Genomic DNA, 23,552 nt, shown 5'->3' on the forward strand with positions numbered 1-23,552 from the left:
GGACAGCGCGCGTTTCAAGACTGGCGCTGTCGCTGTGGGAGCGGGTTCACCCGCGAAGAAGCAGACGAGGTTCAGAGGGCGAACGGCAGGCTCAAAGCCACCTGCTGACGTTGCGCCAGGCGCACCTCGAACTCACTCGGGTCGTGGATCATCACATCCATCCCGGCAAACGCCTGGGCCGCGATCAGGCGCGACAGCCAGAACCGCACGCACGCCACGCGCAGCATGACCGGCCACAGCTCGGCTTCGGCAGCGGTGAATGGGCGCAGTGCCGCATAGGCGGCCAGCAGCGCTTGGGCGCGTGGCACATCGATGCCGCCGGCTTCATCCAGGCACCAGTCGTTCACGGTGATGGCGATGTCATAGAGCATCGGCCCCGAGCAAGCGTTGTAGAAGTCGATTACGCCGGTCAGGTGCGTGCCTTCGAACATCACGTTGTCGCGGAACAGGTCGGCGTGCAGGTTGGCTCGTGGCAAGGCCAGGATCTGCGCTTTGTGCGCGTCGATCTCGTTCAGCGCGGCCTGCAGCATCTGGCCCTGGCCGGTATCCAGGCCTGGCATCAGCTCGGCCCCAGCCTCAAGCATCCAGATCAGGCCGCGGTCGGTGCGGCGCTCGATGATGTGCTCGCGGGTGGCCAGGTGGATATGCGCCAGCAACTCGCCCACCTGGGCACAGTGCTGGTTGTTCGGCGCCTTGATGTGCTTGCCTGACAGCCGTGGCTGCAGCAGCGCAGGCTTGCCGCACAGTTCGCGTAGGGCATTGCCGTCGCGGTCACGCAGGGCGTAGGGCACTGGCATGTCGGCATCGTGCAGCACATCGAGCAGTTCGATGAAGAACGGCATGTCCTCGGCTGGCCCGCGCTCGATCAGCGTCAGGACGAATTCCCCCTGCTCCAGGCTGACGAAGAAATTGCTGTTCTCGGTGCCGGCGGCGATGCCCTGGAAGTCGAGCAGGCGGCCCAGCTCATACGGCGCCAGAAAGGTTTCCAGCTCAGGCCGGGTCACGGGGGTGAAGACTGACATGATGAAAAGAAGCCCATGCGGGCACTTCCACCCGGAAGTGCCTGGTTGATGTGAACGATACGCCTCAGATTACCACTCGAAGATCTTCCAGGACGGAATCAGCATGTCCGGCTGGTCGGATCGAATGAAGTTACCTTCGGAGCCATCGGCGCGTACCAGGAAATAAGGCTTGCCGTGCTTGGGCGTCACCTTGATCGCATACAGGAAACCGTTCTGCCGGTACTCCTGGATGGTTTTGTCGCCTTCCGTGCGAATGGTTACATCGGGATCTGCCGATGGGGCGTCTTCCGCCGCCAGGGTGACGACTGGCATGGTGGCCAACAGACCGAGCAGTAACAGGCGATTGAGTGTACGCATGATAACCTTGTCCCTTTGTCGTCAATTGTTCCCGCTATTCTAGCGCCGGACCTGCCGAAAAGGTTGATTCTCCTCATGAGCCAAGCGCCCCTCGTCCTGGTGGACGGTTCCTCCTACCTCTACCGCGCCTTTCATGCGCTGCCGCCGCTGACCACCTCCAAGGGCATGCCCACCGGTGCGGTCAAGGGTGTGCTGAACATGCTCAAGAGCCTGCGCAAGCAGTATCCGGACAGCCTCTTCGCGGTGGTCTTCGACGCCAAGGGAGGCACATTCCGCGATGCCATGTTCGCCGAATACAAGGCCAACCGCCCGAGCATGCCTGACGATCTGCGGGTGCAGATCGAGCCGCTGCATGCCAGCGTCAAGGCCCTGGGCTATCCACTGCTGTGTGTCGAAGGGGTCGAAGCCGACGATGTCATCGGCACCCTGGCGCGCAGCAGCGCGGCCTTGAATCGGCCAGTGATCATCTCGACCGGCGACAAGGACATGGCGCAATTGGTGGATGGGCACATTACGCTGGTCAATACCATGACCGGTAGCGTGCTGGACGTTGCTGGCGTGCACGAGAAATTTGGCGTCGGTCCCGAGCACATCATCGACTTTCTCGCGCTGATGGGCGACAAGGTCGACAACATCCCCGGTGTGCCGGGGGTCGGTGAAAAGACCGCCGTCGGCTTGCTGACGGGCATCGGTGGCGGCCTGAGCGACTTGTACGCCAACCTCGACAAGGTCCCGGCGCTGCCGATTCGCGGCGCCAAGGGCCTGCCGGCCAAGCTCGAGGAGCACCGCGAGGCGGCGTTCCTGTCCTACGAGTTGGCGACCATCAAGGTCGATGTGCCGCTGGACATCGAAGTCGATGCGCTGGTGTGCGGCGAGCCGGACCGCGACGCCTTGCTGGCGTTGTACACCGAGATGGAGTTCAAGAGCTGGATTGCCGAGGTCCAGCGCGATGCGGCCCAGGCCGGTGACGTGGTCGCCCCGCCGCCTGCGTCGCAGGCCAAGGTCGAGCCCAAGTACGAAACCATCCTCGACCAGGCGCGCTTCGACGTCTGGCTCGACAAGCTGCGCCAGGCGCCGTTGTTCGCCTTCGACACCGAGACCACCAGCCTGGACGCCCAGCAGGCCAAGCTGGTCGGCCTGTCGTTCGCGGTCGAGCCCTATGAGGCTGCCTATGTGCCGCTGGCCCACGACTATGACGGCGCTCCTGCGCAACTGGACCGCGACAGCGTATTGCTGGCGCTCAAGCCACTGCTGGAAGACCTGGCCAAGGGCAAGATCGGTCAGAACGCCAAGTACGACATCAATATCCTGGCCAACTGTGCGTTGGGTGGCGACCCGGCCCAGGGCATCCAGATGCGCGGCGTGACCTACGACACCATGCTCGAATCCTACGTGCTGGATTCGACCGCCACCCGCCACGACATGGACAGCCTGGCGCTCAAGTACCTGGATCACAGCACCATTGCGTTCGAGGACATCGCCGGCAAAGGCGCGAAACAGTTGACCTTCAACCAGATCCCGCTGGAAAAGGCCGGCCCTTACGCGGCCGAGGACGCCGATATCACCCTGCGCCTGCACCACGCCCTGCAGGAGCGTCTGGCCAAGACACCCAGTGTGCAGCCGGTCCTGATGGACATCGAGATGCCGTTGGTGCCGGTGCTGGCCAAGATCGAGCGCCAGGGAGCATTGGTCGATGCCGAGCTGCTCAAGGTGCAGAGCGGTGAGCTGGGCGTGAAGATGGCCGAGCTCGAGCGTGAGGCTTTCGCGTTGGCGGGCGAGGAATTCAACCTGGGCTCGCCCAAGCAGTTGGGCGTGATCCTCTACGACAAGCTGGGCATGCCGGTGCTGAGCAAGACCGCCAAGGGCCAGCCCTCCACGGCCGAAGCGGTGTTGGCCGAACTGGCCGAGCAGGATTACCCGCTGCCCACGGTACTGATGGAATACCGCTCCCTGAGCAAGCTCAAGAGCACCTACACCGACAAGCTGCCAGAGCAGATCAACCCGCGCACCGGCCGTATCCACACCTCCTACCAGCAGGCTGTGGCCGCCACCGGGCGCCTGTCGTCCAGCGATCCGAACCTGCAGAACATTCCGGTGCGCACCGCCGAAGGGCGTCGGATTCGCCAGGCATTCATCGCCAGCCCCGGCTACAAGCTGCTGGCGGCCGACTATTCGCAGATCGAGCTGCGCATCATGGCCCATCTGGCCAAGGACGAAGGGCTGCTGCACGCCTTCCGCAACGACCTGGACGTACACCGGGCTACCGCTGCGGAGGTTTTCGGCGTGCCGCTGGAGCAAGTCACCCACGACCAGCGCCGTAGCGCCAAGGCCATCAACTTTGGCCTGATCTACGGTATGAGCGCCTTTGGCCTGGCCAAGCAGATCGGTGTCGATCGCAAGCAGTCCCAGGACTATATCGACCGCTATTTTGCCCGCTACCCCGGTGTGCTGGCCTACATGGAGCGCACCCGCGCCCAGGCTGCCGAGCAGGGCTTCGTCGAAACCTTGTTCGGTCGCCGCCTGTATTTGCCGGACATCAACGCGAAGAACCCGGCGCTGCGCAAGGGCGCCGAGCGCACCGCGATCAACGCGCCGATGCAGGGCACCGCGGCGGATATCATCAAGCGCGCCATGGTGGCTGTGGATAACTGGCTGACCGATAGCGGCCTGGATGCGCGAGTGATCCTGCAGGTGCACGACGAACTGGTGCTGGAGGTGCGTGAGGACTTGGTCGAGCAGGTGCGGGAGCAGATCCGACCCTACATGAGCAATGCCGCGCAGCTGGATGTGCCGTTGCTCGTGGAAGTGGGCATTGGCTCGAATTGGGACGAAGCTCACTGAATCGAGCAGGGGAAGCAGGATAGGATCTGCGGCGAGAGTCGCGGATCCGTTGTCGGTTCAGCGCTGGCGGTTCTGAGGTTTCATGAAACTATCGCAAATAGTTTTCAGGGCGTTGGAACTAAACCGGTGAAGCGGGACTCAGAGTAACTGAATGGCTGGTGAAGCCTTTCGATGCTCCTATGTTGTGTTAAGTGTTGGCAGATACCCGGACCCCGCCCTAGCGGTCCGGACTTGAACCCCGAACTTCCCCCTCCCCATACGAAGTCCGGGGTTTTTTTTGCCTGGAATTTGGGGCCAGCTTGCGCGTAGCTCTGTGGGAGCGGCTGTACCCGCCAATCGGGTGTTGAGCGTTCGCTCCCACGCGACACTGCCTTGCCTTCAGGCAGGTTTGTCTTCCAACTCCATCCACTCGGCCAGCACGCCGTAGGCTTCCTCGAGCCCCAGGCGCTTGGGGGCCGAGAACAGCTGGATGGTCACGCCATCACCCCAGCCCTTGCGGATTTCCGACTGCACCTTGAGCAGCGTGTTCTTGGCCGCGCCGAAGGTGAGCTTGTCGGCCTTGGTGAGCAGGATGTGCATCGGCATGGCGCTGGCTTTGGACCAGTCGAGCATCATCTTGTCGAAATCGGTCATCGGGTGGCGCACATCCATCAGCAGGATCACCCCGCGCAGGCACTCACGGCTGCCGAGGTAGGCTTCCAGGTGATGCTGCCAGTGCTGCTTGAGCGGGATCGGGACTTTTGCATATCCGTAGCCTGGCAGGTCGACCAAACGCCGTTCATCGTCCAGACTGAAGAAATTCAACAGTTGGGTGCGCCCGGGGGTCTTGGAGGTACGCGCCAGGCTGGCATGGGTCAGGGTATTGAGGGCGCTGGATTTGCCGGCGTTGGAACGACCGGCGAAAGCCACCTCGTAACCCTGGTCTTGAGGGCATTGTTCGACCTTGGCGGCGCTAAGGGCGAATTTGGCTTTCTGGCAGAGGCCGAGGATGGGGTTTTTGACTTGCATGGGATATCCGATATGGGTGTTGCCAAGACCAGCCATTCAGGCGCCGGGCGCGGCAAGCTGTGTCGTTTCCGTTTGGATGGCGGAAGTATATAATGCCCCAGTTTTTGTGTGCGCATTATCCCGGCGTAGGATGATGTGCATGGGGTGTCGAACAATAGCTCGCGCATTAGAACGCAGCGCGGCCCCCAACCCTGAAAGGTCGTTGCGCATGGCGAAATGGCTGCTTGCTGTCGGTATGTTCCTGCCGTTTTTCAGCGCTCAGGCTACACAGGATCCCGAGGCGTTGTACAACCGCACGTGTGCGGCCTGTCATGCCGGGCAGTTGCCACAGGCCCCCCAGCGGGGTGATCGGGTAGCGTGGAAACCGAGGCTTGCGCAAGGTATGGACGTATTGGTGGCGCATGTTACCCAGGGTTTCAAGGCTATGCCGCCGCGTGGATTGTGCATGGACTGCAGTACCGAGGACTACCGGTCTGTCATCCTCTGGATGAGCGACAGTCCCGATACATAACATTTCACCCCTAGCCGTGTTGGATTAGCTGATGAACAAACTATTCGTGAGTCTGCTGTTGACCATGGGTGTCGCAGGTGCGGCCAATGCTGCGGAACCCATCAAAGGCGATGCTGCTGCCGGTCAGGCCAAGACAGCCGTCTGTGGAGCCTGCCACAACCCGGACGGCAACAGCCTGGCGCCGAACTTCCCCAAACTGGCCGGCCAAGGCCAGCGCTATCTCGAAAAACAACTGCACGACATCAAGTCCGGCAAGCGTACCGTGCTGGAGATGACCGGCATGCTGGCCAACTTCAACGATCAGGATCTGGCCGATATCGCCGCCTACTTCTCCAGCCAGAAGGGCAGTGTCGGTGCGACTGATCCCAAGCTGGTCGAGCGTGGCCGCGCGCTGTTCAATGGTGGCGACCTGGAGAAAGGCATGCCGGCCTGCACCGGTTGCCATTCGCCCAATGGCGCAGGCATCGCCCTGGCGGGCTTCCCGCACCTGGGTGGCCAGCACGCCCAGTATGTGTCCAAGCAGCTCACCGACTTCCGCGAAGGCAACCGCACCAATGACGGCGATGCCATGACCATGCGTTCGATCGCAGGCAAGCTGAGCAACAAGGACATCGAGGCCTTGGCCAGTTACATCCAGGGCTTGCACTGAAGCCTCTCCAGGCTCGTCGCAGGCACTGCGCATTAACGTTCGGTTAATGCTGCCTGGCAAAGATGAAAGGGCGGCCTGGACCGCCCTTTTTTCTGTCCATAGCCGTTACACTACAGAACTCGAGCCCTTCCCGACCGGTCTTAGCTACCGGTCGCGTCGAGGCGACCAATGACTGCTCAGGAGTAAAGCATGCGTAAACTGATTCTCAGCGCTGCGCTGGTCGCCGCCAGCGTATTCGGAATGACTGCCGTACAGGCTGCGGAGCCTGTCGAAGGTAAGCAGTATTTCGAGCTGAGCAACCCTGTTCCTGTTTCCGTGCCGGGCAAGATCGAAGTCGTCGAGTTGTTCTGGTACGGCTGCCCGCACTGCTACCACTTCGAACCGACCATCAACCCATGGGCTGAAAAACTGCCGGCCGACGTCAACTTCAAGCGCGTACCCGCCATGTTCGGTGGCCCATGGGATGCCCACGGCCAGATGTTCCTGACCCTCGAGGCCATGGGTGTGGAGCACAACGTCCATGCCGCGGTCTTCGATGCCATCCAGAACAAGCGCATGCGCCTGATCAAACCTGAAGAAATGGCCGACTTCCTGGCCACCCAGGGCGTGGACAAGGACAAGTTCCTCGCCACCTTCAACTCGTTCGCCATCAAAGGCCAGGTGCAGCAGGCCAAGGACCTGGCGAAGAAGTACGAAATCACTGGCGTACCGAGCATGGTCGTCAACGGCAAGTACCGCTTCGACCTGGGTACCGCCGGTGGGCCGGAAGGCGTGTTGGATGTCGCCGACCAGCTGATCGCCAAGGAGCGCGCCGCTAAGTAAGCGGCGTTGCCCATGAGCCGCTTTCGCTCCACACGCCTGGTTGGCCTGCGGCAACCGCAGGTCAACGAGCATCACCTGCAGGCCTCGGGCCTGCCGGTCGATGGACGGCTGCGGTTGCTCAGCTTCAATATCCAGGTCGGTATCAGTACCGAGCGCTATCGGCACTACCTGACCCGCAGCTGGCAGCACTTGTTGCCGCACAACGGGCGGGCCAGCAACCTGCAACGGATCGGCGACCTGCTCGGCGACTTCGATCTGGTGGCCCTGCAGGAAGCCGATGGCGGCAGTCTGCGCTCGGGTTACGTCAATCAGGTCGAGCACCTGGCCCAGCTCGGGGCCTTCCCCTACTGGTACCAGCAGCTCAACCGCAACCTCGGGCGTTTCGCCCAGCACAGCAACGGCGTGCTCAGCCGCCTCAAGCCTCAGCATCTTGAAGATCACCCCCTGCCTGGCCCGGCCGGTCGAGGTGCGATCCTGGTGCGTTTTGGCGAAGGCGAAGACGCCCTGATCGTGGTGATGATGCACTTGGCGCTCGGCGCCAAGACCCGGGCCCGGCAACTGGCCTATGTCCGAGAGCTGATCGGCGGCTACCGCCATCAAGTGCTCATGGGCGACATGAATACCCACGCCAATGACCTGCTCGAGCATTCGCCTCTTCGTGATCTGGGCCTCATCGCGCCGCAGGTCGAGGCCACCTTCCCCAGCTGGCGCCCCCAGCGTTGCCTGGATCACATCCTGCTCAGCCCGAGCCTGACCCTGGAGCGGGTCGAGGTGCTGGCCCAGCCAATTTCCGACCACCTTCCGGTTGCCGTCGAGATTCGTTTGCCTGATGCACTGACTGTGGATACGCTGCCGGCTTTGGGCTGATTGCTATCACCGGTTTGCGGATCCAGGCATGACAGACGAAGGCGAGCGCTGGAAAGAGAAGTACCTCAAAAGCATCGAACAGCAAGAGAAGCTGGAGCGCCGTTGGGAGGCTCGTCTCGATCTGCTGCGTCGCGGCCTGGTGCGCAGCACCTTGGCGGCCGAGGGCAGCGACAAGACTGTCGATCAGTGCATGAAGGAAATGCGCGAGGTCATTCGTAGCGACAACATGGACGCCGGCCTTGCGGGCCTGTTGCCACGCTTGGAAAAAGCCGTGCTGGACTCCGAGCAGCGCCGCGAGACCCGCATGACGCAGGTCAGCGAGGCCCTGACGTCGCTGGTCGAGCAACTGCAGCGCTTGCCCTTGCCCGGTGATATTGCCCGGCCCCTGAAGAAGCTCTCCAAGAAACTCGACGGCGGGGTGAGCCAGTCCCGCGAGCTGCCGCCGCTGTTGGGCGAGCTGAGCGGCCTGCAGGGTCGCGCCCTGAGTGTGCTGCAAAGGTCCGATGAAGAACCACGACCCGGTTTTCTTCAGCGGCTGTTCGGCGGCCGCGAGGCGGATATGGAGCCGGCCGCCGCACTTGCTCAAGCCAGGCCTGCCGAGGTCCTCGAGAAACCGCCGGCTGAGCCTGTGGCGCCGGCCGATGTGGATGAACTGCATCCCTTGCCGCAACCGCAGACAGACCCTGGGCAGGCTGCTGAGGGAAATGTCGACGCGGTGCCCGCTGCGGCTGACGTCGAGGTCGCTGAGCTGACCGGTACCGACGAGCCTTTGCCGCAACAAGAGACGCTGGAGCCCCTACCGCTACCTGAAAGCCCTGAGGCCGTTCCGTCGTCACCGATTGAAATCGAGCCTGCCGACGAGCTTGCCGTCATCGTCGACCAAGGGCTTGACCTTGTGCAAAGCACATCGGAAGAAGAAGGCCCGTATGCCCTCCCCGATGCTGTGGAACCCCCCTACAGCACGGTCGCGGCGCACATCGAGCAGACGCTGATCGGCCTGCTCGACGACCTGAGCCTGCCGGAGCGCCACAAGGCACAGGCGTTGGCCATGCGCGAGCGGGTGTCGCGTGGGTTGAACTGGTACGAGCTGATTCCGGTGCTCGATGACCTGGCCGTGCTCATGCTGGCCATCACAGACAGCGGTCAGCATGAATTCGAAGCCTACCTGCAGCAGCTCAACGGGCGCCTGGAAACCTTCCAGAGTCACCTGCAAGAGGCCAGTGCCGGGCATGCCGATAACAGCTGCGCCGCGCGTGAACTGGACAACCAATTGCGTGAGCAGGTCGATGGCCTGCAAAGCAGCGTGCAGGGCGCCGCGGACGTGGACAGCCTCAAGCTTATCCTGGAGAACCGCCTCGAAGGCTTGCTGAGCACCATGGACGAGCATCAGCATGAGCGCGATCGTCGTGAGCAGGAGCTGGCGGGCCGCTTGCAGGGCTTGGCCGATCGGGTAGCGAACATGGAGCAGGAAGCCCTCGGCTACCGCGAGCACCTTGAGGAGCAGCGCCAGAAAGCCCTGCTCGACCCCCTCACCGGGCTGCCCAACCGCGCGGCCTGGTCGGAGCGCGTCGAGCGTGAAGTCCAGCACTGGCAGACCCACGGCGGGCATTTGCTGATGGCGATTCTCGACCTGGATCACTTCAAGCGGATCAACGACAACTATGGCCACCTGGCTGGCGACAAGGTCCTCAAGATCGTCGCCGACCAGTTGCAAAAGCGTCTGCGTGGGCAGGATTTCATCGCCCGGTTCGGCGGCGAGGAATTCGTCGTGCTGCTGCCGCAGACCTCGCCTGCGGTCGGCCTCAAGCTGGCCGAGACCTTGCGAGCGGCCATCGAGGCCTGCCCGTTCCACTTCAAGGGCGAGCGGGTGGTGATCACCACCTCCATTGGCCTGAGCGCTTTCCGCTCTGGCGAGCGAGGCGACCAGGTTCTCAAGCGCGCGGACGACGCGTTGTACCGGGCCAAGGATCAGGGTCGAAATCGCGTGGAACAGGCATAGTTATTTACCGCATTCCCTGCGGCCCTGGCTCTGACAATGGTCGGCCGGAAACCTGAAGGACAGGTTTCGGCACCTTGATCAGACAGGAGTAGCAGATGAAAGCAATCAACGGATTGGCCGTGTTTGCCATGGTTCTGGCCATGCAGACGACCGCAATGGCCAAAGAACAAGTGTTCACCGCCCATGTGGCGGCTGACGGCACACTGTTGCGGCAGTCCCCGAAATGGATCACCGACATCACCCATCAGTCCCAGCCCAACTACTTCAGCGTGTACAAACTGAAGTTGAACAAACAGGTTGTGCAGCAGGACCCGGGTTTTTGCACGGTTTCGGCCATCGATGCCAGCAGTTACGATCGCCAGCTGCATGGGCAAGCCAAGGTAACGGGCAAGCCTTTGGCAGGGAACGTCGATGTGATGACCCAACTGGTCGACAAGAAAGGACCCAGTGGCGACAACGCCCTGGAGTTTCTGCTGATGTGCACGCGGTGATTGCGTTTCTCGAGCTGTAGTGAGAAGTGCACGTTATACTGTAGCGCTGATGTCGATTACTTACTGACGTGCCCTCTCCCATGAAAACGCTTTTTGCCGGGCTGATGTTGTTGATGCTGGCTGGCTGCTCCACCGGCCTGCGGATCGACCGTAACCATCCTTCCGTCAACCACGACAGCCGTATCCAGTTCATCGTCCTGCATTACACCAACGCATCCCTGGGGCGCTCCTTGGCCTTGCTGACCCATGGTGAAGTCAGCAGCCATTACCTGGTCGGCGATGGCCCGGCCACTGTTTATCAATTGGTGGACGAAAACCGCCGGGCCTGGCATGCCGGCGACAGCCAATGGCAAGGGCGCACCTGGCTGAACTCCAGCTCCATCGGCATCGAGATCGTCAACCCAGGCTACACCGACACACCCAACGGTCGCGTCTGGCACCCCTACAGCGAGGCTCAGATCCAGGCCTTGATCGCGTTGCTCAAGGATATCGTCAAACGCAACCACATCGAGCCACGGCACATCATCGGCCACAGTGACATCGCGCCGCTGCGCAAGCTCGATCCGGGCCCGCTGTTCCCTTGGAAACGTCTCGCCGATGCCGGCCTTGGCGTTTGGCCGGATGCCAATGCTGTGGCAAGGCAACAGGCGTATTTCAGCGTCAATCCTCCGACAATCAGCTGGTATCAGCAGCAATTGGCGCGTTTCGGCTATGCCATCGAGCAGACCGGCGAGTTGGATGTTGCCACTCGCCATGTGATCGCGGCCTTCCAGATGCGTTTCCGTCCTCAGCGCTTCGACGGGATGCCGGATGCGCAGACGGCCGCGATGCTGCAAGTATTGAATCGCTCGCGCTGAGTAACGGTAACGAAACCTTTCTGATGGTGTCATACGCCAAACGGGCAGGCTGACTTCTCGCACAGTTGCTATACCTCTTGGTAATCAACTGGATGCCTGTGATGTCAGCCTTCCTTGCGACACTGCGTCAAATTTTCCACCGTCCCTGGATGCTGGCTGGGCTGGCCGCATTTTCCAGCGCAATCGTGCTGCTTGCTGGAAGCTTCGGTGTCGCGCTGCAACAGATGAAACAAAACGAAAGCGCCCAGATGAACGCCCGGGGCGAGCGTTTTCTGGAGCGCCTAGAGCAGATCTTCGGCCAGTTGCGCGAAGGTGTGGATCAATTGCAGGCGCAACCCCTGCGCGGTTGTGATGCGGCGATGGTCGCGGCCTTGCAGCAGATCGGCTTGAGTTCGCGATTCATCTATGAGGCCGCCTACGTGGACGGCGCGGTGGTCTGCTCCAGCCGTGGCGCCGAAAGCACCCTCGAGCCCCTTCGTGCCCCGGACATCCAGGGGCCCACCTACAGCTATTGGCTCAACACCAGCACCGAGCCGAACGAGAACCTGGCTGCCCTGATGTTGGGGCGCGGCAAGTTCCTGGTGTCCACCTCCCGGGGCCATCTTTCCGATGTGGTCGACTTGCCGCCGGGTGGCAGCGTGCTGGTCGTGCTTGACCATGGTACCCGCGCGATCCCCGTGCTCGGCCCGCCCCAGCGTTGGCCTCCGCCGACAGTGGATTGGCCGCTGCCACCGAACCAGTCGTTGCTGGAGAAGAACGACTGGTTGCTCTATCACATGCCGACCAACTCGCCCGACTACCAGCTGGTGCTGATCGCGCCCCGGGCGGGCCTGCCGCTGAAGATGAACGGGATGCTCTGGTTGCTGTTTCCGGGCAGCCTAGTATTGGCCTGCTGCGTCGGCTGGCTGGTGCTGCAGTTGATTCTGCAACGGCGCTCGATGAGTTCGGAGCTGCAAAACGCCTTGCGTCGGGGCGAGCTGCAGGTGCTTTATCAGCCGATTTTCGAGCTCGATAGTCGCCGTTGCGTCGGTGCCGAGGCCTTGGTGCGCTGGCTGAGACCGGATGGCTCGCTGACCAGTCCCGATCTGTTCATCCCATTGGCCGAGAACACCGGGCAGATCCGCCAGATCACGGACTTCGTATTGCAACGGGTGCTAGAGCAGCTGGGTCAGTTGTTGCGGGCCAATCCTTCGCTGTACATCTCGGTGAACCTGGCGGCCTGTGATGTGATGGTGCCCCGCATCGGGCGGGTGGCGGCCCGGTTGCTGGCGCACCACCGGGTGGCTGCCAGCCAGATTGCCTTCGAGGTGACCGAACGGGGCCTGATCGATGTGGTGGTGGCACGCGACAACTTGCAGGCCTTGCGCGCGGTGGGGCATCAGGTCCTGATCGACGACTTTGGCACAGGCTATTGCAGCCTGGCTTACCTGCAAACGCTCCCGGTCGACTGCCTGAAAATCGACAAGGCCTTCATCGATGCGCTGGGGCATGATGCCGCGAGCAGCGGCGTGGCGCCGCATATCATTCGCATGGCCCACTCACTGCACCTGCGGGTGATAGCCGAAGGGATCGAATGCGAGGACCAGGCGGAGTTGCTCAACAGTGAAGGCGTCAATTATGGGCAAGGCTGGCTGTTTGCCCATCCGCTTAGTGCGCGGCAGTTCACCGAACTGGTGACGCGTCAGCGGCGCAATGGCAAATAACCGTGGCGAGTAAACCCGCTCCTACAGGTTCAGTGGTGCTGTTGAGAACGCCGCAGATACTGTGGACGCGGGTTACCCGCGAAAGCACGGCGCGCAGTGGGCGCCCTAAACTGGCAAGGTCATGTAGAACTGCGTCCCCTGCCCCGGCCGGGAATACACGCCCATCCGTCCGCCATGCAGCTGGACGATCTCCTTGCACAGCGCCAGGCCCAACCCGGCCCCGCCTTTCTTGCGCCCGACTTGGACGAAGGGCTCGAAGATCCGGGCTTGCTGACCATAGGCGATGCCTTCGCCGTTGTCCTCGACCCCGATGATCACCCGTTCGGCATGCCGCCGCGCATGCAGCCGGATGCGCCCCTCGTTGGCGGTGTGACGGATCGCGTTGTGCAGCAGGTTGTCCAGCACCCGGTCCAGCTGCGCGGCGTCTGCCTGGATGCGTGGCAGAGGAGGCTCGACGTCGATGAACAGCTCGATGTTCTTTTGCGCGGCCTGCTCGGCAAAGCGTGAATGGGCACGCTCTAGCAGCTCCTCGATGCTACAGGGCGAAAGCTCCAGCTTTTGCAGGCCACTTTGGTAGCGGGAGAAATTCAGCAGGTCATTGATCAGTTGGGTCAGGCGCTGCATCTCCTCGCCGATGGTATCCAACAGGTCGTTTTCCCGCGCCTGGGGTGGAAACGTCACCCGCTCTCGCAACAGGCCAAACGCCATGTGCATGCCGGTCACAGGCGTGCGCAGCTCGTGGGAGGCCCGCAGGACGAATTCACTGCGCACCCGCTCGAATGCCCGCTGCTCGGTGACGTCGTGCAGCACCATCACGGCCCCCAGGATCGGGCCTTGTGGGTGGCTGACCGGCGTCAGGCTGTAGGTCAGCAGGCGGGTCTCGTCGTCCACTTCGATGCACAGGTCGTCCGGCGGTCGGTCCAGGCCGCCGCCGCGCAAGACCTGATGCAGTTGTGGTTCGAGCTCCGGGCGCTGCAATGCTTCGGCCAGGCCCGTCCCGACCCGACTGGTGTCCCAGCCCAACTGGCGTTGCGCCACAGGGTTCAAGTGCTCCAGGCGGCCCCGGCGGTCGATGATCAGCAGGCCATCGTCGATGCTGTCTAGCACGGCCTGCAGGCGCTGCTGACCGGCCAACAGTTCATCGATGTTGGTGGCTTGGTGTTTGCGCAGGGCATCGGCCATCAACCCGAAGCGCCGGGTGAGCTGGTTGAGCTCGGTAGCCTGGGTGATTGGCAACGTGACGTCGAAATTGCCCTGGCCGACCTGGTCGGCTGCCTTGGCCAAGGCCTCGATGGGTTGGCCGAAACGGCGAGCGATGTTGTGCGCCGTGACGAACCCGAGTACCACCACCAACAGGCCCATCAGGCCGAGCATGCCGCTGATCAGCAGGGCGCGGTCGCGCGCCTGTTCTTCGCTGCGGGTGATGTGCTCCAGGGCTTGCTTGTGCGAGTCGATCAGGTCGGTACGGACCTGGTTGAAGGCAGCGCCCAAGGGTTGTTCGGTGTCCATGCTGCGCGCGGGCGCCGCGCTTTCGCGGTAGGCCTGGAGAAAGGCCTGGTAGTTGCTGCTGGCCTTGCTGAAGGCAGTGCGCTCGCCGCCTTCGGCAAGGCCTTGGTTGAGCAGGGACTGGAAGTCTTCCTGCAGGGTCAGCAGATTACGGGGGTCGGTGTCGGCATCGAGGATGAGCTTCAACTGCTCCCCCAGGTTCTGCCGCAGCTTGAGGGCGATCTCCAGCGTATGGGTGGTATCTCCCACCAATCGTTGTTGCACGGTGGCCATCTGCATCACGCTGACCAGCCCGAGCAGCAGGCCGAGCAAGGCGACCGTGACCAGGGCCGAGATGCTCAGGAAAAGCCGCGTGCGCAGCTTCATGGGCCATTTCATAGGTTGTACTGCTTGCGCTTGCGGTACAGGGTCGAGGCGTCGATCCCCAGCGTCTTGGCCGCCTGGTCCAGGGTATCGCTGGCCGCCAGCACTGCGCCGATGTGCGCACGCTCGAGCTCGTCCAGGCTCAGGGCCGCGCCGATGCGTGGTGCGTTACTGGTGGGAGGCTCAGCCATGCCCAGGTGACTGACTTCCACGCGCTCCTGCGGGCAGATGATGCTCGCTCGCTCCACGACGTTGCGCAGTTCGCGGATGTTGCCCGGCCAGCGGTAGTTGAGCAATGCCGTGCGGGCCTCGTCGCTGAACACCCGCGCGGGCCGGGCATATTCCTTGACGAAGCGGGCCAGGAAGCGCTCGGCGAGCATGAGGATGTCTTCGCTGCGTTCACGCAGCGGTGGCAGGTGCAGGGTGATAACGTTGAGGCGGTACAGCAGGTCCTCGCGGAAGCGACTGTCACGGACCATCTCTTCGAGGTTGAGATTGGTCGCCGCGAGGATGCGTACATCGGCGCGGCGGGTGACGGGATCGCCGACCCGCTCGTATTCCTTGTCCTGGATGAAGCGCAGCAGCTTGGGCTGCAGGGTCAGGGGGAAGTCGCCGATTTCATCGAGAAACAACGTACCGCCGTCCGCCTGGCTTACCCGGCCGAGGGTACTTTCGCTGGCCCCGGTGAAGGCACCGCGGGTGTGGCCGAACAACTCGCTTTCCATCAATTCGGCATTGAGCGAGGGGCAATTGATGGTCACGCAGGCCTTGCGCATTCGCTTGCTCCAGCCATGAATGGCGCGGGCCAGTTCGCCTTTGCCGGTGCCGGACTCACCCAGAATCAGAATGTTGGCATCGGTGCTCGCCACCTGCCGGGCGGTTTCCAGCACCGCCATCATGGCCGGGCTGTGGGAATCCAGGCCGTCCTTGGGTTTGCGCACCTCGCCTTCGAGCGCTTCCAGGCGAGCGGACAACTGACGGACCTCCAACTGCTTGGCGGTGGCCAGGCGCAGTTGGTCGGGGCTGCAGGGTTTGACCAGATAATCGGCGGCGCCGGCCTGGATCGCGTCCACTGCCGTGTCGACCGCTGAATGGGCTGTGACGATGACCACGCGCATCCAAGGTGCCTGGATGCGCATCTGCGCCAAGACATCGAGGCCGTTGTCTTCGCCCAGGCGCAGATCGAGAAAGCACAAGTCGAACACCTGGCGTTGCAGCAGCGCTTCAGCCTGTGCGGCGCTGCTGGCCGTGGCCACGCTGTAGCCTTCATCTTCCAGACAATAACGGAAGGTTCGCAGGATCGCGGATTCGTCATCCACCAGCAGAATGCGGCCTTGGTTGTCCTGGGCTGATTCCATTTTCCTGCGCTCCTTCGGGATTGATCTCAATTAGTGTCGGAAAAATCGGGCAAGTTGCATGGTCAATTCTGAAGGAATCCGTCCTTTGCATGCTAGCCAATGGCTTTCCTGCGTCCTGGCCCTGCGAGGACAGGCGCTCAGAAAAAAGACAGCGGACTGGCATGGGGGTTGCGACGATTCTCTGTTCATATGTCACCGACGGAGGAGCCGACATGTCTTTTTCCCTGAGAATCCTGGTGCTGACGACGTGCCTGCTGACCGCCGTGCCACCGGTTTTCGCCGATCCGGTCCAGGACGCGCGCCTGCAAGGCGCCCTGCAGACAGCCCTGTCGCTGAACCGGGTGCTCAACCCGTTTCGTATCGAAGTGGCAGTCAATGACGCGAACGCCAGGTTGACCGGCGAAGTGGAAAACGACGTCGAGCGTCAACTGGCCGAGCATGTCGCGCTTGCCACCCACGGCATCGAGCAAGTCGACAACCAACTGCAGATAAACCCGGCGCTGGTCGAGCGGCCGCTTGAACTGCGCGCCTATGCCCAGCGTCTGGAGGACGCCACCTTGGCCGCGGTGATCCGCGCCCGGTTGCTCTGGAGCCGTATTACCGAAAAGGCAGCTATCGAAGTGGAAAGCCGCGAGGGCGTGGTCACCCTGCGTGGCAAGGTTGATAGTGCCGAGGCCAAGGAGCTGGCAGGCGTGTTGGCGCGTACCACCGATGGGGTGCACCTGGTCAACAACCTGGTCAGCCTGGACAGCGCCGCCATGGCCAAGGCGCGGGAGAAGCCTGTGGACGCACCGGTCGGCCCGCAGCCCAGCGACAACTGGATCGTCGACAAGATCCAGAGCAGCTACCGCTACAGCCGCAACCTCGACGGCCTGAACCTCAAGGTGGCCAGCGAACAGGGCATGGTCCGGCTTTCCGGCGAGGTGGTCAGCAGCGAGCAGAAGACCATTGCGGTGGAGGTGGCACGGCAGATCGTCGGCGTGCGAGGCGTGGATGCCGACCTGTTGAAAATCGCCAGCAAGGTAGAGGGTTGATCGTGCAAAACGCACGACCCCAGGCAGGCCATCGTGCAGGATACGTGCTTGGTGGCCCTTGGCGTTATCTATAACTGTCTGTTTTAAAAGGAATTTTAAAGAAGGCGAAGACTGGCATGCAGGCTGCAACTTCCTGTCTAGGTTCGAATAAAAACACAGCAGGAGGAGCCGGCATGAATCGCCCATTCGTCAACCGCCCGCAGATCGCCGATTCGCCCTGGCGTCAGTGCCTGTTTCTGGGCTTAGCACTGCTGCTGACACTGGCCGCTGGCCAGTTCTACTACAGCTGGCAGACGGCGCGCCTGGCCGAGCAGGTGGCGGCGCAAACCGCGATGTTGACGCAGATCCAGGCGAGCCGTGCCAACACGTTGGTCAAAGTCACCGCGCCATTGCCGGCTGCCAAGGCTTCGCCAACCCATCTGGACGCTGTCGTCCATGAACAACGCTGGGTGTTCTGAATGCCGTACCGGATCGATTTCAAAAAGAAAGGAGAACCATCATGCTGAGTTGGGCTATCACTTTCCTGATCATCGCCATCGTTGCTGCCGTGCTGGGCTTCGGTGGTATCGCCGGCGCCGCCACTGGCATCGCGAAGATTCTGTTCATCGTCTTCCTGGTCCTGTTCGTGGCTTCTTTCTTCTTCGGACGCGGCAGAGGTTGAGCATGAGCCGGATGCTTTGCACAACCCTGGCTACCGCCCTGTTGCTGGGCGGTAGCGCCGCGGCGATAGCAGCCAATGACGGCCAGGTCCGGGTCGATCAGCTGCTCGGTTCGGACCCCGAGTACCGCGAAACGTGGCAGGACACGATCAAGGGCGAGGAGCGCCTGCCCGATTGGGTCATCAATTTATCCGGCAGCTCGCAACACCAGATGTCGGCGGTTACCGAGGATGGTGACCAGTTCTTGGTGGGCCCTTTATGCGAATCCCCGTCCAACTGCACGTACAAGCGCCTCGTGGTGGCGTTCAGTTGGGACAAGGATCATGCCTACGGGATGCTCGTCGAAGTCCCCGAAGGCCTGCCCGCGGACAAATCACCCACCCGGCATGCGCAGTATCGCTGGCTGGGTGACCCGGACGATGGGATGAAAGCCATGCTGCAGGAGCAGCTCAAACGGGACCCGAAGTGGTACTGACCAAGGGTCACGCACGTGTAACGTCCTAGAAGCTGAACCTTTTTATCTTTCAGGCTTCTATGGTGCGCCGCTCCGAGGAGGGGTGACGCATGACCAAGGGGCTGGGCTGTTCTGATTGTTGCAGGATCGGAGTGGCCTAGGGGTACAGGGAGTACCTCCGCAATGGGCCGGGTCAGATAGGGCGGTATCGGAAGTTTTGACCGGCGGTGTCAGATTAGGCGCAAAGCCAGGTCAGACTTCCGAGACGCCTATATAAGAAAGACGTCTGGTTGCTTTCAGTATTTTTCCCTCAAGACACATTTTGTCTCGACCGTATATCGAAATTTTTTCGGTGGGCGGGTCTCGGACCATTAGCCCGCTGGGTACCATTCGGATTGTCGAACAAGGGATAAAAACCCCCGTATGGATGCTGGTAAATCTGCCGGAAAATGGCGCTTTGGTCTTGTTCGGAAATCCGAACGCCGAAAAATCGACCCCTTCTGATGCGCAAATTTCCCTTCAGCCCCCATGCCGATTCGGCATGGGGTAGTCATTTCCGGCATTAGACTGCCCCCCTTCCCGTCGCAATAGTTGCCGCCTTTTTTCGCAGGCCCGAGCGCCCGGCGCTCGCTTGCGGTGACCTTCGATGGCGTCGCCGCACGGAAGTCCAACGCTACCCAATACGCTGGCAAAGGCTCTGGGATGCGTTTTTCCGCCTGGCACCCATGACCACTAGAAGAAAGGGTAAAGACATGAAGAAGGCAAAACTGAGCCTCGCCTGGCAGATCCTCATCGGACTTGTCCTGGGCGTTGCGATCGGCGCGCTGCTGAACCATTTCAGTGCAGAAAAGGCATGGTGGATCAGTAACGTCCTGCAGCCTGCCGGTGACATCTTCATTCGCCTGATCAAGATGATCGTCGTCCCGATCGTGATTTCGTCGCTGATCGTGGGCATCGCCGGAGTTGGCGACGCGAAGAAACTGGGCAGCATTGGCCTGAAGACCATCATCTACTTCGAGGTGGTGACCACCATCGCTATCGTCGTGGGCCTGGTGCTGGCCAACCTGTTCCACCCAGGTGCCGGTATCGACATGAGCACTCTGGGCACCGTCGACATCTCCAAGTACCAGGCCACTGCGGCCGAGGTGCAGCATGAGCATGCCTTCATCGAAACCCTGCTCAACCTGATCCCGTCGAACATCTTCGCGGCTGTCGCCCGTGGCGAGATGCTGCCGATCATCTTCTTCTCGGTGATGTTCGGCCTGGGCCTGTCGAGCCTGCCGGGCGATCTGCGCGACCCGCTGGTGCGTACCTTCCAGGCCGTGTCGGAGACCATGTTCAAGGTCACCCACATGATCATGAACTACGCGCCGATCGGTGTGTTCGCCCTGATCGCGGTCACTGTCGCCAACTTCGGCTTCGCCTCGTTGCTGCCTTTGGCAAAGCTGGTCCTGCTGGTGTACTTCGCCATTGCCTTCTTCGCCTTCATGGTGCTGGGCCTGGTTGCCCGCCTGTTCGGCTTCTCGGTCATCAAGATCATGCGCATCATGAAAGATGAGCTGATCCTGGCCTACTCCACTTCCAGCTCCGAGACCGTCCTGCCGCGCGTGATCGAGAAGATGGAAGCCTATGGCGCGCCGAAATCGATCTGCAGTTTCGTGGTGCCGACTGGTTACTCCTTCAACCTCGACGGCTCGACCCTGTACCAGAGCATCGCGGCGATCTTCATTGCCCAGCTGTACGGCATCGACCTGTCCTGGAGCCAGCAACTGCTGCTGGTGCTGACCTTGATGGTCACCTCCAAGGGCATTGCCGGTGTGCCGGGTGTTTCCTTCGTGGTCTTGCTGGCGACTTTGGGCAGTGTGGGCATTCCGCTGGAAGGTCTGGCATTCATCGCCGGTGTCGACCGCATCATGGACATGGCCCGCACCGCCCTGAACGTGATCGGCAATGCCTTGGCCGCCCTGGTCATCGCCCGTTGGGAAGGCATGTACGACGCCGCCAAGGGCGAGCGCTACTACAGTTCGCTGCTGGCCGGCCACAAGCATGACGCGGTGGTTGCGACTGCAGGCGAGCCTGCCAAGGTCGTGCAGCAGAACCACTAAGCACACGCACCTCACAAAAAGCCCCGACTTGATCGGGGTTTTTTGTTGCCTGGCAGTTTGTCATGGCTTTGCCGGAGCGGATTTACCCGCGAACAAGGGCAAAGCCCTTGCCCTGGCCCCAGCCCACTGGCGCGATACGCTATCATTCGGGCATTTTTCAGGGGGAACACACGGATGCTCAACGGCCTTTGGCTCGGCTTTTTCCTGGTGGCGGCGGTCAGCGCCCTGGCCCAATGGCTGGTCGGCGGCAATGCCGGTATCTTCGCGGCAATGGTCGAGAGCATCTTCGCCATGGCCAAGCTGTCGGTGGAGGTCATGGTCCTGCTGTTCGGTACCCTCACCCTCTGGCTGGGCTTCCTGAAAATCGCCGAACAGGCGGGTATCGTGGAGTGGCTGGCCAAGGTCCTGGGGCCCTTGTTCGCTCGCCTGATGCCGGAAGTGCCGCCTGGGCACCCTGCCCTAGGCCTGATCACCATGAACTTCGCCGCCAACGGCCTGGGCCTGGACAACGCGGCAACGCCCATCGGCCTGAAGGCCATGCGCGCCCTGCAGGAACTCAACCCCAGCAGCACCACCGCGAGCAACGCGCAGATCCTGTTCCTGGTACTCAATGCGTCGTCCCTGACCCTGTTGCCGGTGACGATCTTCATGTACCGCGCCCAGCAAGGGGCCATGGACCCGACCATGGTGTTTTTGCCGATCCTGCTGGCCACCAGTGCTTCGACCCTGGTTGGCCTGCTCTCGGTGGCGGTCATGCAGCGCCTGCGCCTGTGGGACCCGGTGGTGCTCGCCTACCTGGTGCCCGGCGCCCTCTTGCTGGGGGCGTTCATGGCGTTTCTCGGCACCCTCTCGGCAACGGCGCTGGCCAGCCTGTCGTCGATCCTGGGCAACCTGACGTTGTTCGGCGTGATCATTCTGTTCCTGGTCATTGGTGCGCTGAGACGGGTCAAGGTCTACGAGGCCTTCGTCGAGGGCGCCAAGGAAGGTTTCGATGTGGCCAAGGGCTTGCTGCCCTACCTGGTCGCCATGCTGTGCGCGGTCGGTGTGCTGCGTGCGTCCGGCGCCCTCGAGCTGGCGCTGGACGGCATTCGTCATACAGTGGAGTGGATCGGCCTGGACACCCGTTTCGTCGATGGTCTGCCCACGGCGCTGGTCAAGCCGTTCTCTGGCAGCGCGGCACGGGCCATGCTGATCGAGACCATGCAGACCCACGGCGTCGACAGCTTCCCTGCCCTGGTGGCGGCGACGGTGCAGGGCAGCACCGAGACCACCTTCTATGTGCTGGCGGTGTACTTCGGCGCGGTGGGCATCCAGCGGGTGCGGCACGCCGTGGGGTGCGCCCTGCTCGCCGAGCTGTCCGGGGTGATCGCGGCGATCCTGGTCTGCTACTGGTTCTTCGCCTGAGCCTGGCTGGCCTGGGTCACGGTCCAGTTCACCAATTGCCCGACCAGTTGGTCGCTGGCATTGCCGAACCCCGCCACGACCGCTGACACCTGTTTGTCAGCCAGCGGCTGGCGCACTTCGAAGCGATGGCTGGCGAGGATGCGCTGGCTGCGTCCGTCCACCAGTCGCGCGTCATAGCGGATCACCACGTCCACCGCGCCCTGTGCGCGGTACTCGCTCTGGAATGCCTGCAGTTCGCCGGCCAGCTCGTAATCGGCCTGCAGGTTGCTGTCATCGGCGCTCAGGCGCTGCACCCGCCCGTCGCGCTGGAAACCATCGAGCAAGCGGTTGCGCATCAACAATGGCGCCGGATCGCTCCAACGTGCGCCCTTGTAGCTGCTGATCACATCGCCTTGGGGGATCACTGCGATACGGGGCGTGGCCAAGACCTCACTGGCCAGTGGCTTGTTCAGACGCAGCGACCAGTCCAGCGCGCTGGCGGTTCGGCTGGGTTGGTTCACCGGCAGGCGGTAGGTGTCCACCGGCTCGGTCTTGGGCAGGATCGAACAGGCGGTGGCCAGGCTCAAGGTGGCGGCCCAGGCCAGAAGGCGCAGCGACGGTCTCATGGCTGGAACTCCTTGTTGTTGTCTCGGCCCAGCAGATAGCCGCTTGGGTCGGCCTCCAGGCGCCGGGAGATGCCTTTGAGCGCGTTGAGGGTTTCGCGCAGTTCACGGATGGCCGGTGCCAGTTGATTCAAGCCCTGGGCGCCACCGTCGATGGCCTCGCGGTTGTCATTGAGCATCTGGTTGATGGTCTGGGTACTCTCGGCGAGCGACTGCATGGCCTGTTCAGCGCTGTCGATGGCCTGCTTGCCTTCGCTGCCGACCAGGCTGTTGGCGTTGCGCATCAAGGCCTGGGTCTCGGCCAGGGTGGCATTGGCCTGTTTACCGAGCTGGGCCAATTGATCGATGGCTTGGCTGATTCCGCCCTTGTGGCTGGCGAAGGTGCCGGTGGTCTGCTCCAGGTTGGCCAGGGTGTTGCTCAGGCGCTCGATGTTGTCTTCGGAGAACATCTGGTTGGCGTTGTGCAGCAGCAGGTTGATGTTGGTCACCAGGTCACTGCTGTCGTTGAGCAGGCGCGAGATGGGCGATGGCGAGGCGACGATCACCGGCAGTTTGCCGTCCTTGCCCTTGAGTTCGGGGCTTTTCGGCGTACCGCCACTGAGCTGGATGAACGAGTTGCCGGTGACGCCGGCCAGGGTCAACTTGGCCTGGGTGTCTTCCTTGACCGGCGTGTCGGCGCTCAGGCGGATGCGGGCCAGGACCCGACGCGGGTCCTTGGGGTCCAGGCGCAGGGTGCTGACGTCGCCGACCTTGATGCCGTTGTACTGCACCGGGCTGCCCCGTGACAGGCCGGACACCGCTTCGTTGAACACCACTTCGTAGTCCTTGAAGGTGTCATCGACACTCGACTTGGTCAGCCACAGGCCGAACAGCATGGCGCCGGCCACCACCAGGACGGTGACCAGGCCGATCAGGACATGATGAGCTCGGGTTTCCATTG

General features: G+C 62.2%; 22 protein-coding genes. 15 read left to right on the top strand and 7 right to left on the bottom strand.

What is annotated here, in order from left to right:
- Nucleotides 1-71: 71 nt before the first annotated feature.
- On the bottom strand, nucleotides 72-1,022 hold the full coding sequence (locus tag ABOA88_RS21140) for a homoserine kinase (protein WP_070575758.1): 951 nt from the start codon (nucleotides 1,020-1,022) through the stop codon (nucleotides 72-74).
- 69 nt (nucleotides 1,023-1,091) lie between these two features.
- A complete protein-coding gene (locus ABOA88_RS21145; RefSeq protein ID WP_043207720.1) occupies nucleotides 1,092-1,379 on the bottom strand; it encodes a DUF2782 domain-containing protein in 288 nt (95 codons plus the stop codon).
- A gap of 75 nt (nucleotides 1,380-1,454) precedes the next feature.
- On the opposite strand from ABOA88_RS21145, the gene polA reads away from it, so the two are divergent.
- Nucleotides 1,455-4,220, top strand: a complete 2,766-nt coding sequence (gene polA, locus ABOA88_RS21150) for a DNA polymerase I (RefSeq protein WP_367850536.1) — start codon at nucleotides 1,455-1,457, stop codon at nucleotides 4,218-4,220.
- Nucleotides 4,221-4,598: 378 nt separating this feature from the next.
- On the opposite strand, the gene yihA is transcribed toward polA, so the two are convergent.
- Entirely contained in the window at nucleotides 4,599-5,228 is a 630-nt protein-coding gene (yihA, locus tag ABOA88_RS21155) for a ribosome biogenesis GTP-binding protein YihA/YsxC (protein WP_070575832.1), read from the bottom strand.
- A gap of 208 nt (nucleotides 5,229-5,436) precedes the next feature.
- On the opposite strand from yihA, the gene ABOA88_RS21160 reads away from it, so the two are divergent.
- The 8 genes from ABOA88_RS21160 to ABOA88_RS21195 all read left to right on the top strand — a co-directional run bounded on the left by ABOA88_RS21160 (nucleotide 5,437) and on the right by ABOA88_RS21195 (nucleotide 13,127).
- On the top strand, nucleotides 5,437-5,739 hold the full coding sequence (locus ABOA88_RS21160; protein ID WP_196170229.1) for a c-type cytochrome: 303 nt from the start codon (nucleotides 5,437-5,439) through the stop codon (nucleotides 5,737-5,739).
- A 31-nt stretch (nucleotides 5,740-5,770) separates the two neighbouring features.
- Nucleotides 5,771-6,388, top strand: coding sequence for a c-type cytochrome (locus tag ABOA88_RS21165; protein ID WP_367850535.1), 618 nt, complete (start codon nucleotides 5,771-5,773; stop codon nucleotides 6,386-6,388).
- A gap of 189 nt (nucleotides 6,389-6,577) precedes the next feature.
- Complete coding sequence (gene dsbA, locus ABOA88_RS21170; RefSeq protein WP_196170227.1) at nucleotides 6,578-7,210, top strand: thiol:disulfide interchange protein DsbA; 633 nt, start codon at nucleotides 6,578-6,580, stop codon at nucleotides 7,208-7,210.
- A gap of 12 nt (nucleotides 7,211-7,222) precedes the next feature.
- Nucleotides 7,223-8,077 (top strand): endonuclease/exonuclease/phosphatase family protein, encoded by an 855-nt coding sequence (locus ABOA88_RS21175; protein ID WP_196170226.1) that lies wholly within the window; start codon nucleotides 7,223-7,225, stop codon nucleotides 8,075-8,077.
- Nucleotides 8,078-8,105: 28 nt separating this feature from the next.
- Nucleotides 8,106-10,076, top strand: a complete 1,971-nt coding sequence (locus ABOA88_RS21180; protein ID WP_367850534.1) for a GGDEF domain-containing protein — start codon at nucleotides 8,106-8,108, stop codon at nucleotides 10,074-10,076.
- Between the two features lie 95 nt (nucleotides 10,077-10,171).
- Nucleotides 10,172-10,567, top strand: coding sequence for a hypothetical protein (locus ABOA88_RS21185; protein ID WP_196170224.1), 396 nt, complete (start codon nucleotides 10,172-10,174; stop codon nucleotides 10,565-10,567).
- An 80-nt stretch (nucleotides 10,568-10,647) separates the two neighbouring features.
- Nucleotides 10,648-11,424 carry an N-acetylmuramoyl-L-alanine amidase gene (locus ABOA88_RS21190; RefSeq protein WP_367850533.1) on the top strand — a complete coding sequence of 259 codons (777 nt, stop codon included), beginning with the start codon at nucleotides 10,648-10,650 and terminating at the stop codon, nucleotides 11,422-11,424.
- A gap of 101 nt (nucleotides 11,425-11,525) precedes the next feature.
- Nucleotides 11,526-13,127 (top strand): EAL domain-containing protein, encoded by a 1,602-nt coding sequence (locus ABOA88_RS21195; RefSeq protein WP_196170222.1) that lies wholly within the window; start codon nucleotides 11,526-11,528, stop codon nucleotides 13,125-13,127.
- 105 nt (nucleotides 13,128-13,232) lie between these two features.
- Here the strand turns inward: ABOA88_RS21195 and ABOA88_RS21200 are convergent, their stop codons facing one another.
- Together ABOA88_RS21200 and algB are read right to left on the bottom strand one after the other, a co-directional pair.
- The gene (locus tag ABOA88_RS21200; protein ID WP_367850532.1) at nucleotides 13,233-15,011 is read right to left on the bottom strand and encodes a KinB sensor domain-containing domain; all 1,779 of its coding nucleotides are present in this window, start codon (nucleotides 15,009-15,011) and stop codon (nucleotides 13,233-13,235) included.
- The gene (gene algB, locus ABOA88_RS21205; protein ID WP_196170220.1) at nucleotides 15,008-16,354 is read right to left on the bottom strand and encodes a sigma-54-dependent response regulator transcription factor AlgB; all 1,347 of its coding nucleotides are present in this window, start codon (nucleotides 16,352-16,354) and stop codon (nucleotides 15,008-15,010) included. Before algB ends, ABOA88_RS21200 begins: the two co-directional genes overlap by 4 nt.
- A 212-nt stretch (nucleotides 16,355-16,566) precedes the next feature.
- On the opposite strand from algB, the gene ABOA88_RS21210 reads away from it, so the two are divergent.
- The 6 genes from ABOA88_RS21210 to ABOA88_RS21235 all read left to right on the top strand — a co-directional run bounded on the left by ABOA88_RS21210 (nucleotide 16,567) and on the right by ABOA88_RS21235 (nucleotide 22,010).
- The gene (locus ABOA88_RS21210; protein WP_367850531.1) at nucleotides 16,567-17,388 is read left to right on the top strand and encodes a BON domain-containing protein; all 822 of its coding nucleotides are present in this window, start codon (nucleotides 16,567-16,569) and stop codon (nucleotides 17,386-17,388) included.
- A 173-nt stretch (nucleotides 17,389-17,561) separates the two neighbouring features.
- A complete protein-coding gene (locus ABOA88_RS21215; RefSeq protein ID WP_367850530.1) occupies nucleotides 17,562-17,846 on the top strand; it encodes a hypothetical protein in 285 nt (94 codons plus the stop codon).
- A gap of 41 nt (nucleotides 17,847-17,887) precedes the next feature.
- On the top strand, nucleotides 17,888-18,049 hold the full coding sequence (locus ABOA88_RS21220) for a DUF1328 domain-containing protein (RefSeq protein ID WP_003252966.1): 162 nt from the start codon (nucleotides 17,888-17,890) through the stop codon (nucleotides 18,047-18,049).
- Between the two features lie 2 nt (nucleotides 18,050-18,051).
- The gene (locus tag ABOA88_RS21225; RefSeq protein ID WP_196170217.1) at nucleotides 18,052-18,522 is read left to right on the top strand and encodes an inhibitor of vertebrate lysozyme family protein; all 471 of its coding nucleotides are present in this window, start codon (nucleotides 18,052-18,054) and stop codon (nucleotides 18,520-18,522) included.
- A gap of 731 nt (nucleotides 18,523-19,253) precedes the next feature.
- Nucleotides 19,254-20,606, top strand: coding sequence for a glutamate/aspartate:proton symporter GltP (gltP, locus tag ABOA88_RS21230; protein ID WP_196170216.1), 1,353 nt, complete (start codon nucleotides 19,254-19,256; stop codon nucleotides 20,604-20,606).
- Nucleotides 20,607-20,780: 174 nt separating this feature from the next.
- The gene (locus ABOA88_RS21235; protein WP_367850529.1) at nucleotides 20,781-22,010 is read left to right on the top strand and encodes a nucleoside recognition domain-containing protein; all 1,230 of its coding nucleotides are present in this window, start codon (nucleotides 20,781-20,783) and stop codon (nucleotides 22,008-22,010) included.
- Here ABOA88_RS21235 and ABOA88_RS21240 read toward each other — a convergent pair.
- Both ABOA88_RS21240 and ABOA88_RS21245 read right to left on the bottom strand, forming a co-directional pair.
- Entirely contained in the window at nucleotides 21,992-22,615 is a 624-nt protein-coding gene (locus ABOA88_RS21240; protein ID WP_196170214.1) for an ABC-type transport auxiliary lipoprotein family protein, read from the bottom strand. The two genes, ABOA88_RS21235 and ABOA88_RS21240, sit on opposite strands and share 19 nt — an antisense overlap.
- Nucleotides 22,612-23,550 carry an MlaD family protein gene (locus ABOA88_RS21245; RefSeq protein WP_043207751.1) on the bottom strand — a complete coding sequence of 313 codons (939 nt, stop codon included), beginning with the start codon at nucleotides 23,548-23,550 and terminating at the stop codon, nucleotides 22,612-22,614. The genes ABOA88_RS21240 and ABOA88_RS21245 overlap by 4 nt, the downstream gene beginning before the upstream one ends.
- Between the last annotated feature and the right edge of the window lie 2 nt (nucleotides 23,551-23,552).

Source organism: Pseudomonas sp. PKS, assembly GCF_051913525.1.
In the GTDB taxonomy this organism is placed as follows: Bacteria; Pseudomonadota; Gammaproteobacteria; order Pseudomonadales; family Pseudomonadaceae; genus Aquipseudomonas; species Aquipseudomonas guariconensis_D.

What these genes read in the sequence shown, in the direction of transcription:
- ABOA88_RS21160 (WP_196170229.1), top strand. Translation starts at nt 5,437, where the DNA reads ATGGCGAAATGGCTGCTTGCTGTCGGTATGTTCCTGCCGTTTTTCAGC.
- algB (WP_196170220.1), bottom strand. Translation starts at nt 16,354, where the DNA reads ATGGAATCAGCCCAGGACAACCAAGGCCGCATTCTGCTGGTGGATGAC.
- ABOA88_RS21145 (WP_043207720.1), bottom strand. Translation starts at nt 1,379, where the DNA reads ATGCGTACACTCAATCGCCTGTTACTGCTCGGTCTGTTGGCCACCATG.
- ABOA88_RS21180 (WP_367850534.1), top strand. Translation starts at nt 8,106, where the DNA reads ATGACAGACGAAGGCGAGCGCTGGAAAGAGAAGTACCTCAAAAGCATC.
- ABOA88_RS21195 (WP_196170222.1), top strand. Translation starts at nt 11,526, where the DNA reads ATGTCAGCCTTCCTTGCGACACTGCGTCAAATTTTCCACCGTCCCTGG.
- ABOA88_RS21185 (WP_196170224.1), top strand. Translation starts at nt 10,172, where the DNA reads ATGAAAGCAATCAACGGATTGGCCGTGTTTGCCATGGTTCTGGCCATG.
- ABOA88_RS21165 (WP_367850535.1), top strand. Translation starts at nt 5,771, where the DNA reads ATGAACAAACTATTCGTGAGTCTGCTGTTGACCATGGGTGTCGCAGGT.
- polA (WP_367850536.1), top strand. Translation starts at nt 1,455, where the DNA reads ATGAGCCAAGCGCCCCTCGTCCTGGTGGACGGTTCCTCCTACCTCTAC.
- ABOA88_RS21235 (WP_367850529.1), top strand. Translation starts at nt 20,781, where the DNA reads ATGCTCAACGGCCTTTGGCTCGGCTTTTTCCTGGTGGCGGCGGTCAGC.
- dsbA (WP_196170227.1), top strand. Translation starts at nt 6,578, where the DNA reads ATGCGTAAACTGATTCTCAGCGCTGCGCTGGTCGCCGCCAGCGTATTC.
- ABOA88_RS21220 (WP_003252966.1), top strand. Translation starts at nt 17,888, where the DNA reads ATGCTGAGTTGGGCTATCACTTTCCTGATCATCGCCATCGTTGCTGCC.
- gltP (WP_196170216.1), top strand. Translation starts at nt 19,254, where the DNA reads ATGAAGAAGGCAAAACTGAGCCTCGCCTGGCAGATCCTCATCGGACTT.
- ABOA88_RS21175 (WP_196170226.1), top strand. Translation starts at nt 7,223, where the DNA reads ATGAGCCGCTTTCGCTCCACACGCCTGGTTGGCCTGCGGCAACCGCAG.
- ABOA88_RS21245 (WP_043207751.1), bottom strand. Translation starts at nt 23,550, where the DNA reads ATGGAAACCCGAGCTCATCATGTCCTGATCGGCCTGGTCACCGTCCTG.
- ABOA88_RS21200 (WP_367850532.1), bottom strand. Translation starts at nt 15,011, where the DNA reads ATGAAATGGCCCATGAAGCTGCGCACGCGGCTTTTCCTGAGCATCTCG.
- ABOA88_RS21225 (WP_196170217.1), top strand. Translation starts at nt 18,052, where the DNA reads ATGAGCCGGATGCTTTGCACAACCCTGGCTACCGCCCTGTTGCTGGGC.
- ABOA88_RS21210 (WP_367850531.1), top strand. Translation starts at nt 16,567, where the DNA reads ATGTCTTTTTCCCTGAGAATCCTGGTGCTGACGACGTGCCTGCTGACC.
- ABOA88_RS21215 (WP_367850530.1), top strand. Translation starts at nt 17,562, where the DNA reads ATGAATCGCCCATTCGTCAACCGCCCGCAGATCGCCGATTCGCCCTGG.
- yihA (WP_070575832.1), bottom strand. Translation starts at nt 5,228, where the DNA reads ATGCAAGTCAAAAACCCCATCCTCGGCCTCTGCCAGAAAGCCAAATTC.
- ABOA88_RS21140 (WP_070575758.1), bottom strand. Translation starts at nt 1,022, where the DNA reads ATGTCAGTCTTCACCCCCGTGACCCGGCCTGAGCTGGAAACCTTTCTG.
- ABOA88_RS21240 (WP_196170214.1), bottom strand. Translation starts at nt 22,615, where the DNA reads ATGAGACCGTCGCTGCGCCTTCTGGCCTGGGCCGCCACCTTGAGCCTG.
- ABOA88_RS21190 (WP_367850533.1), top strand. Translation starts at nt 10,648, where the DNA reads ATGAAAACGCTTTTTGCCGGGCTGATGTTGTTGATGCTGGCTGGCTGC.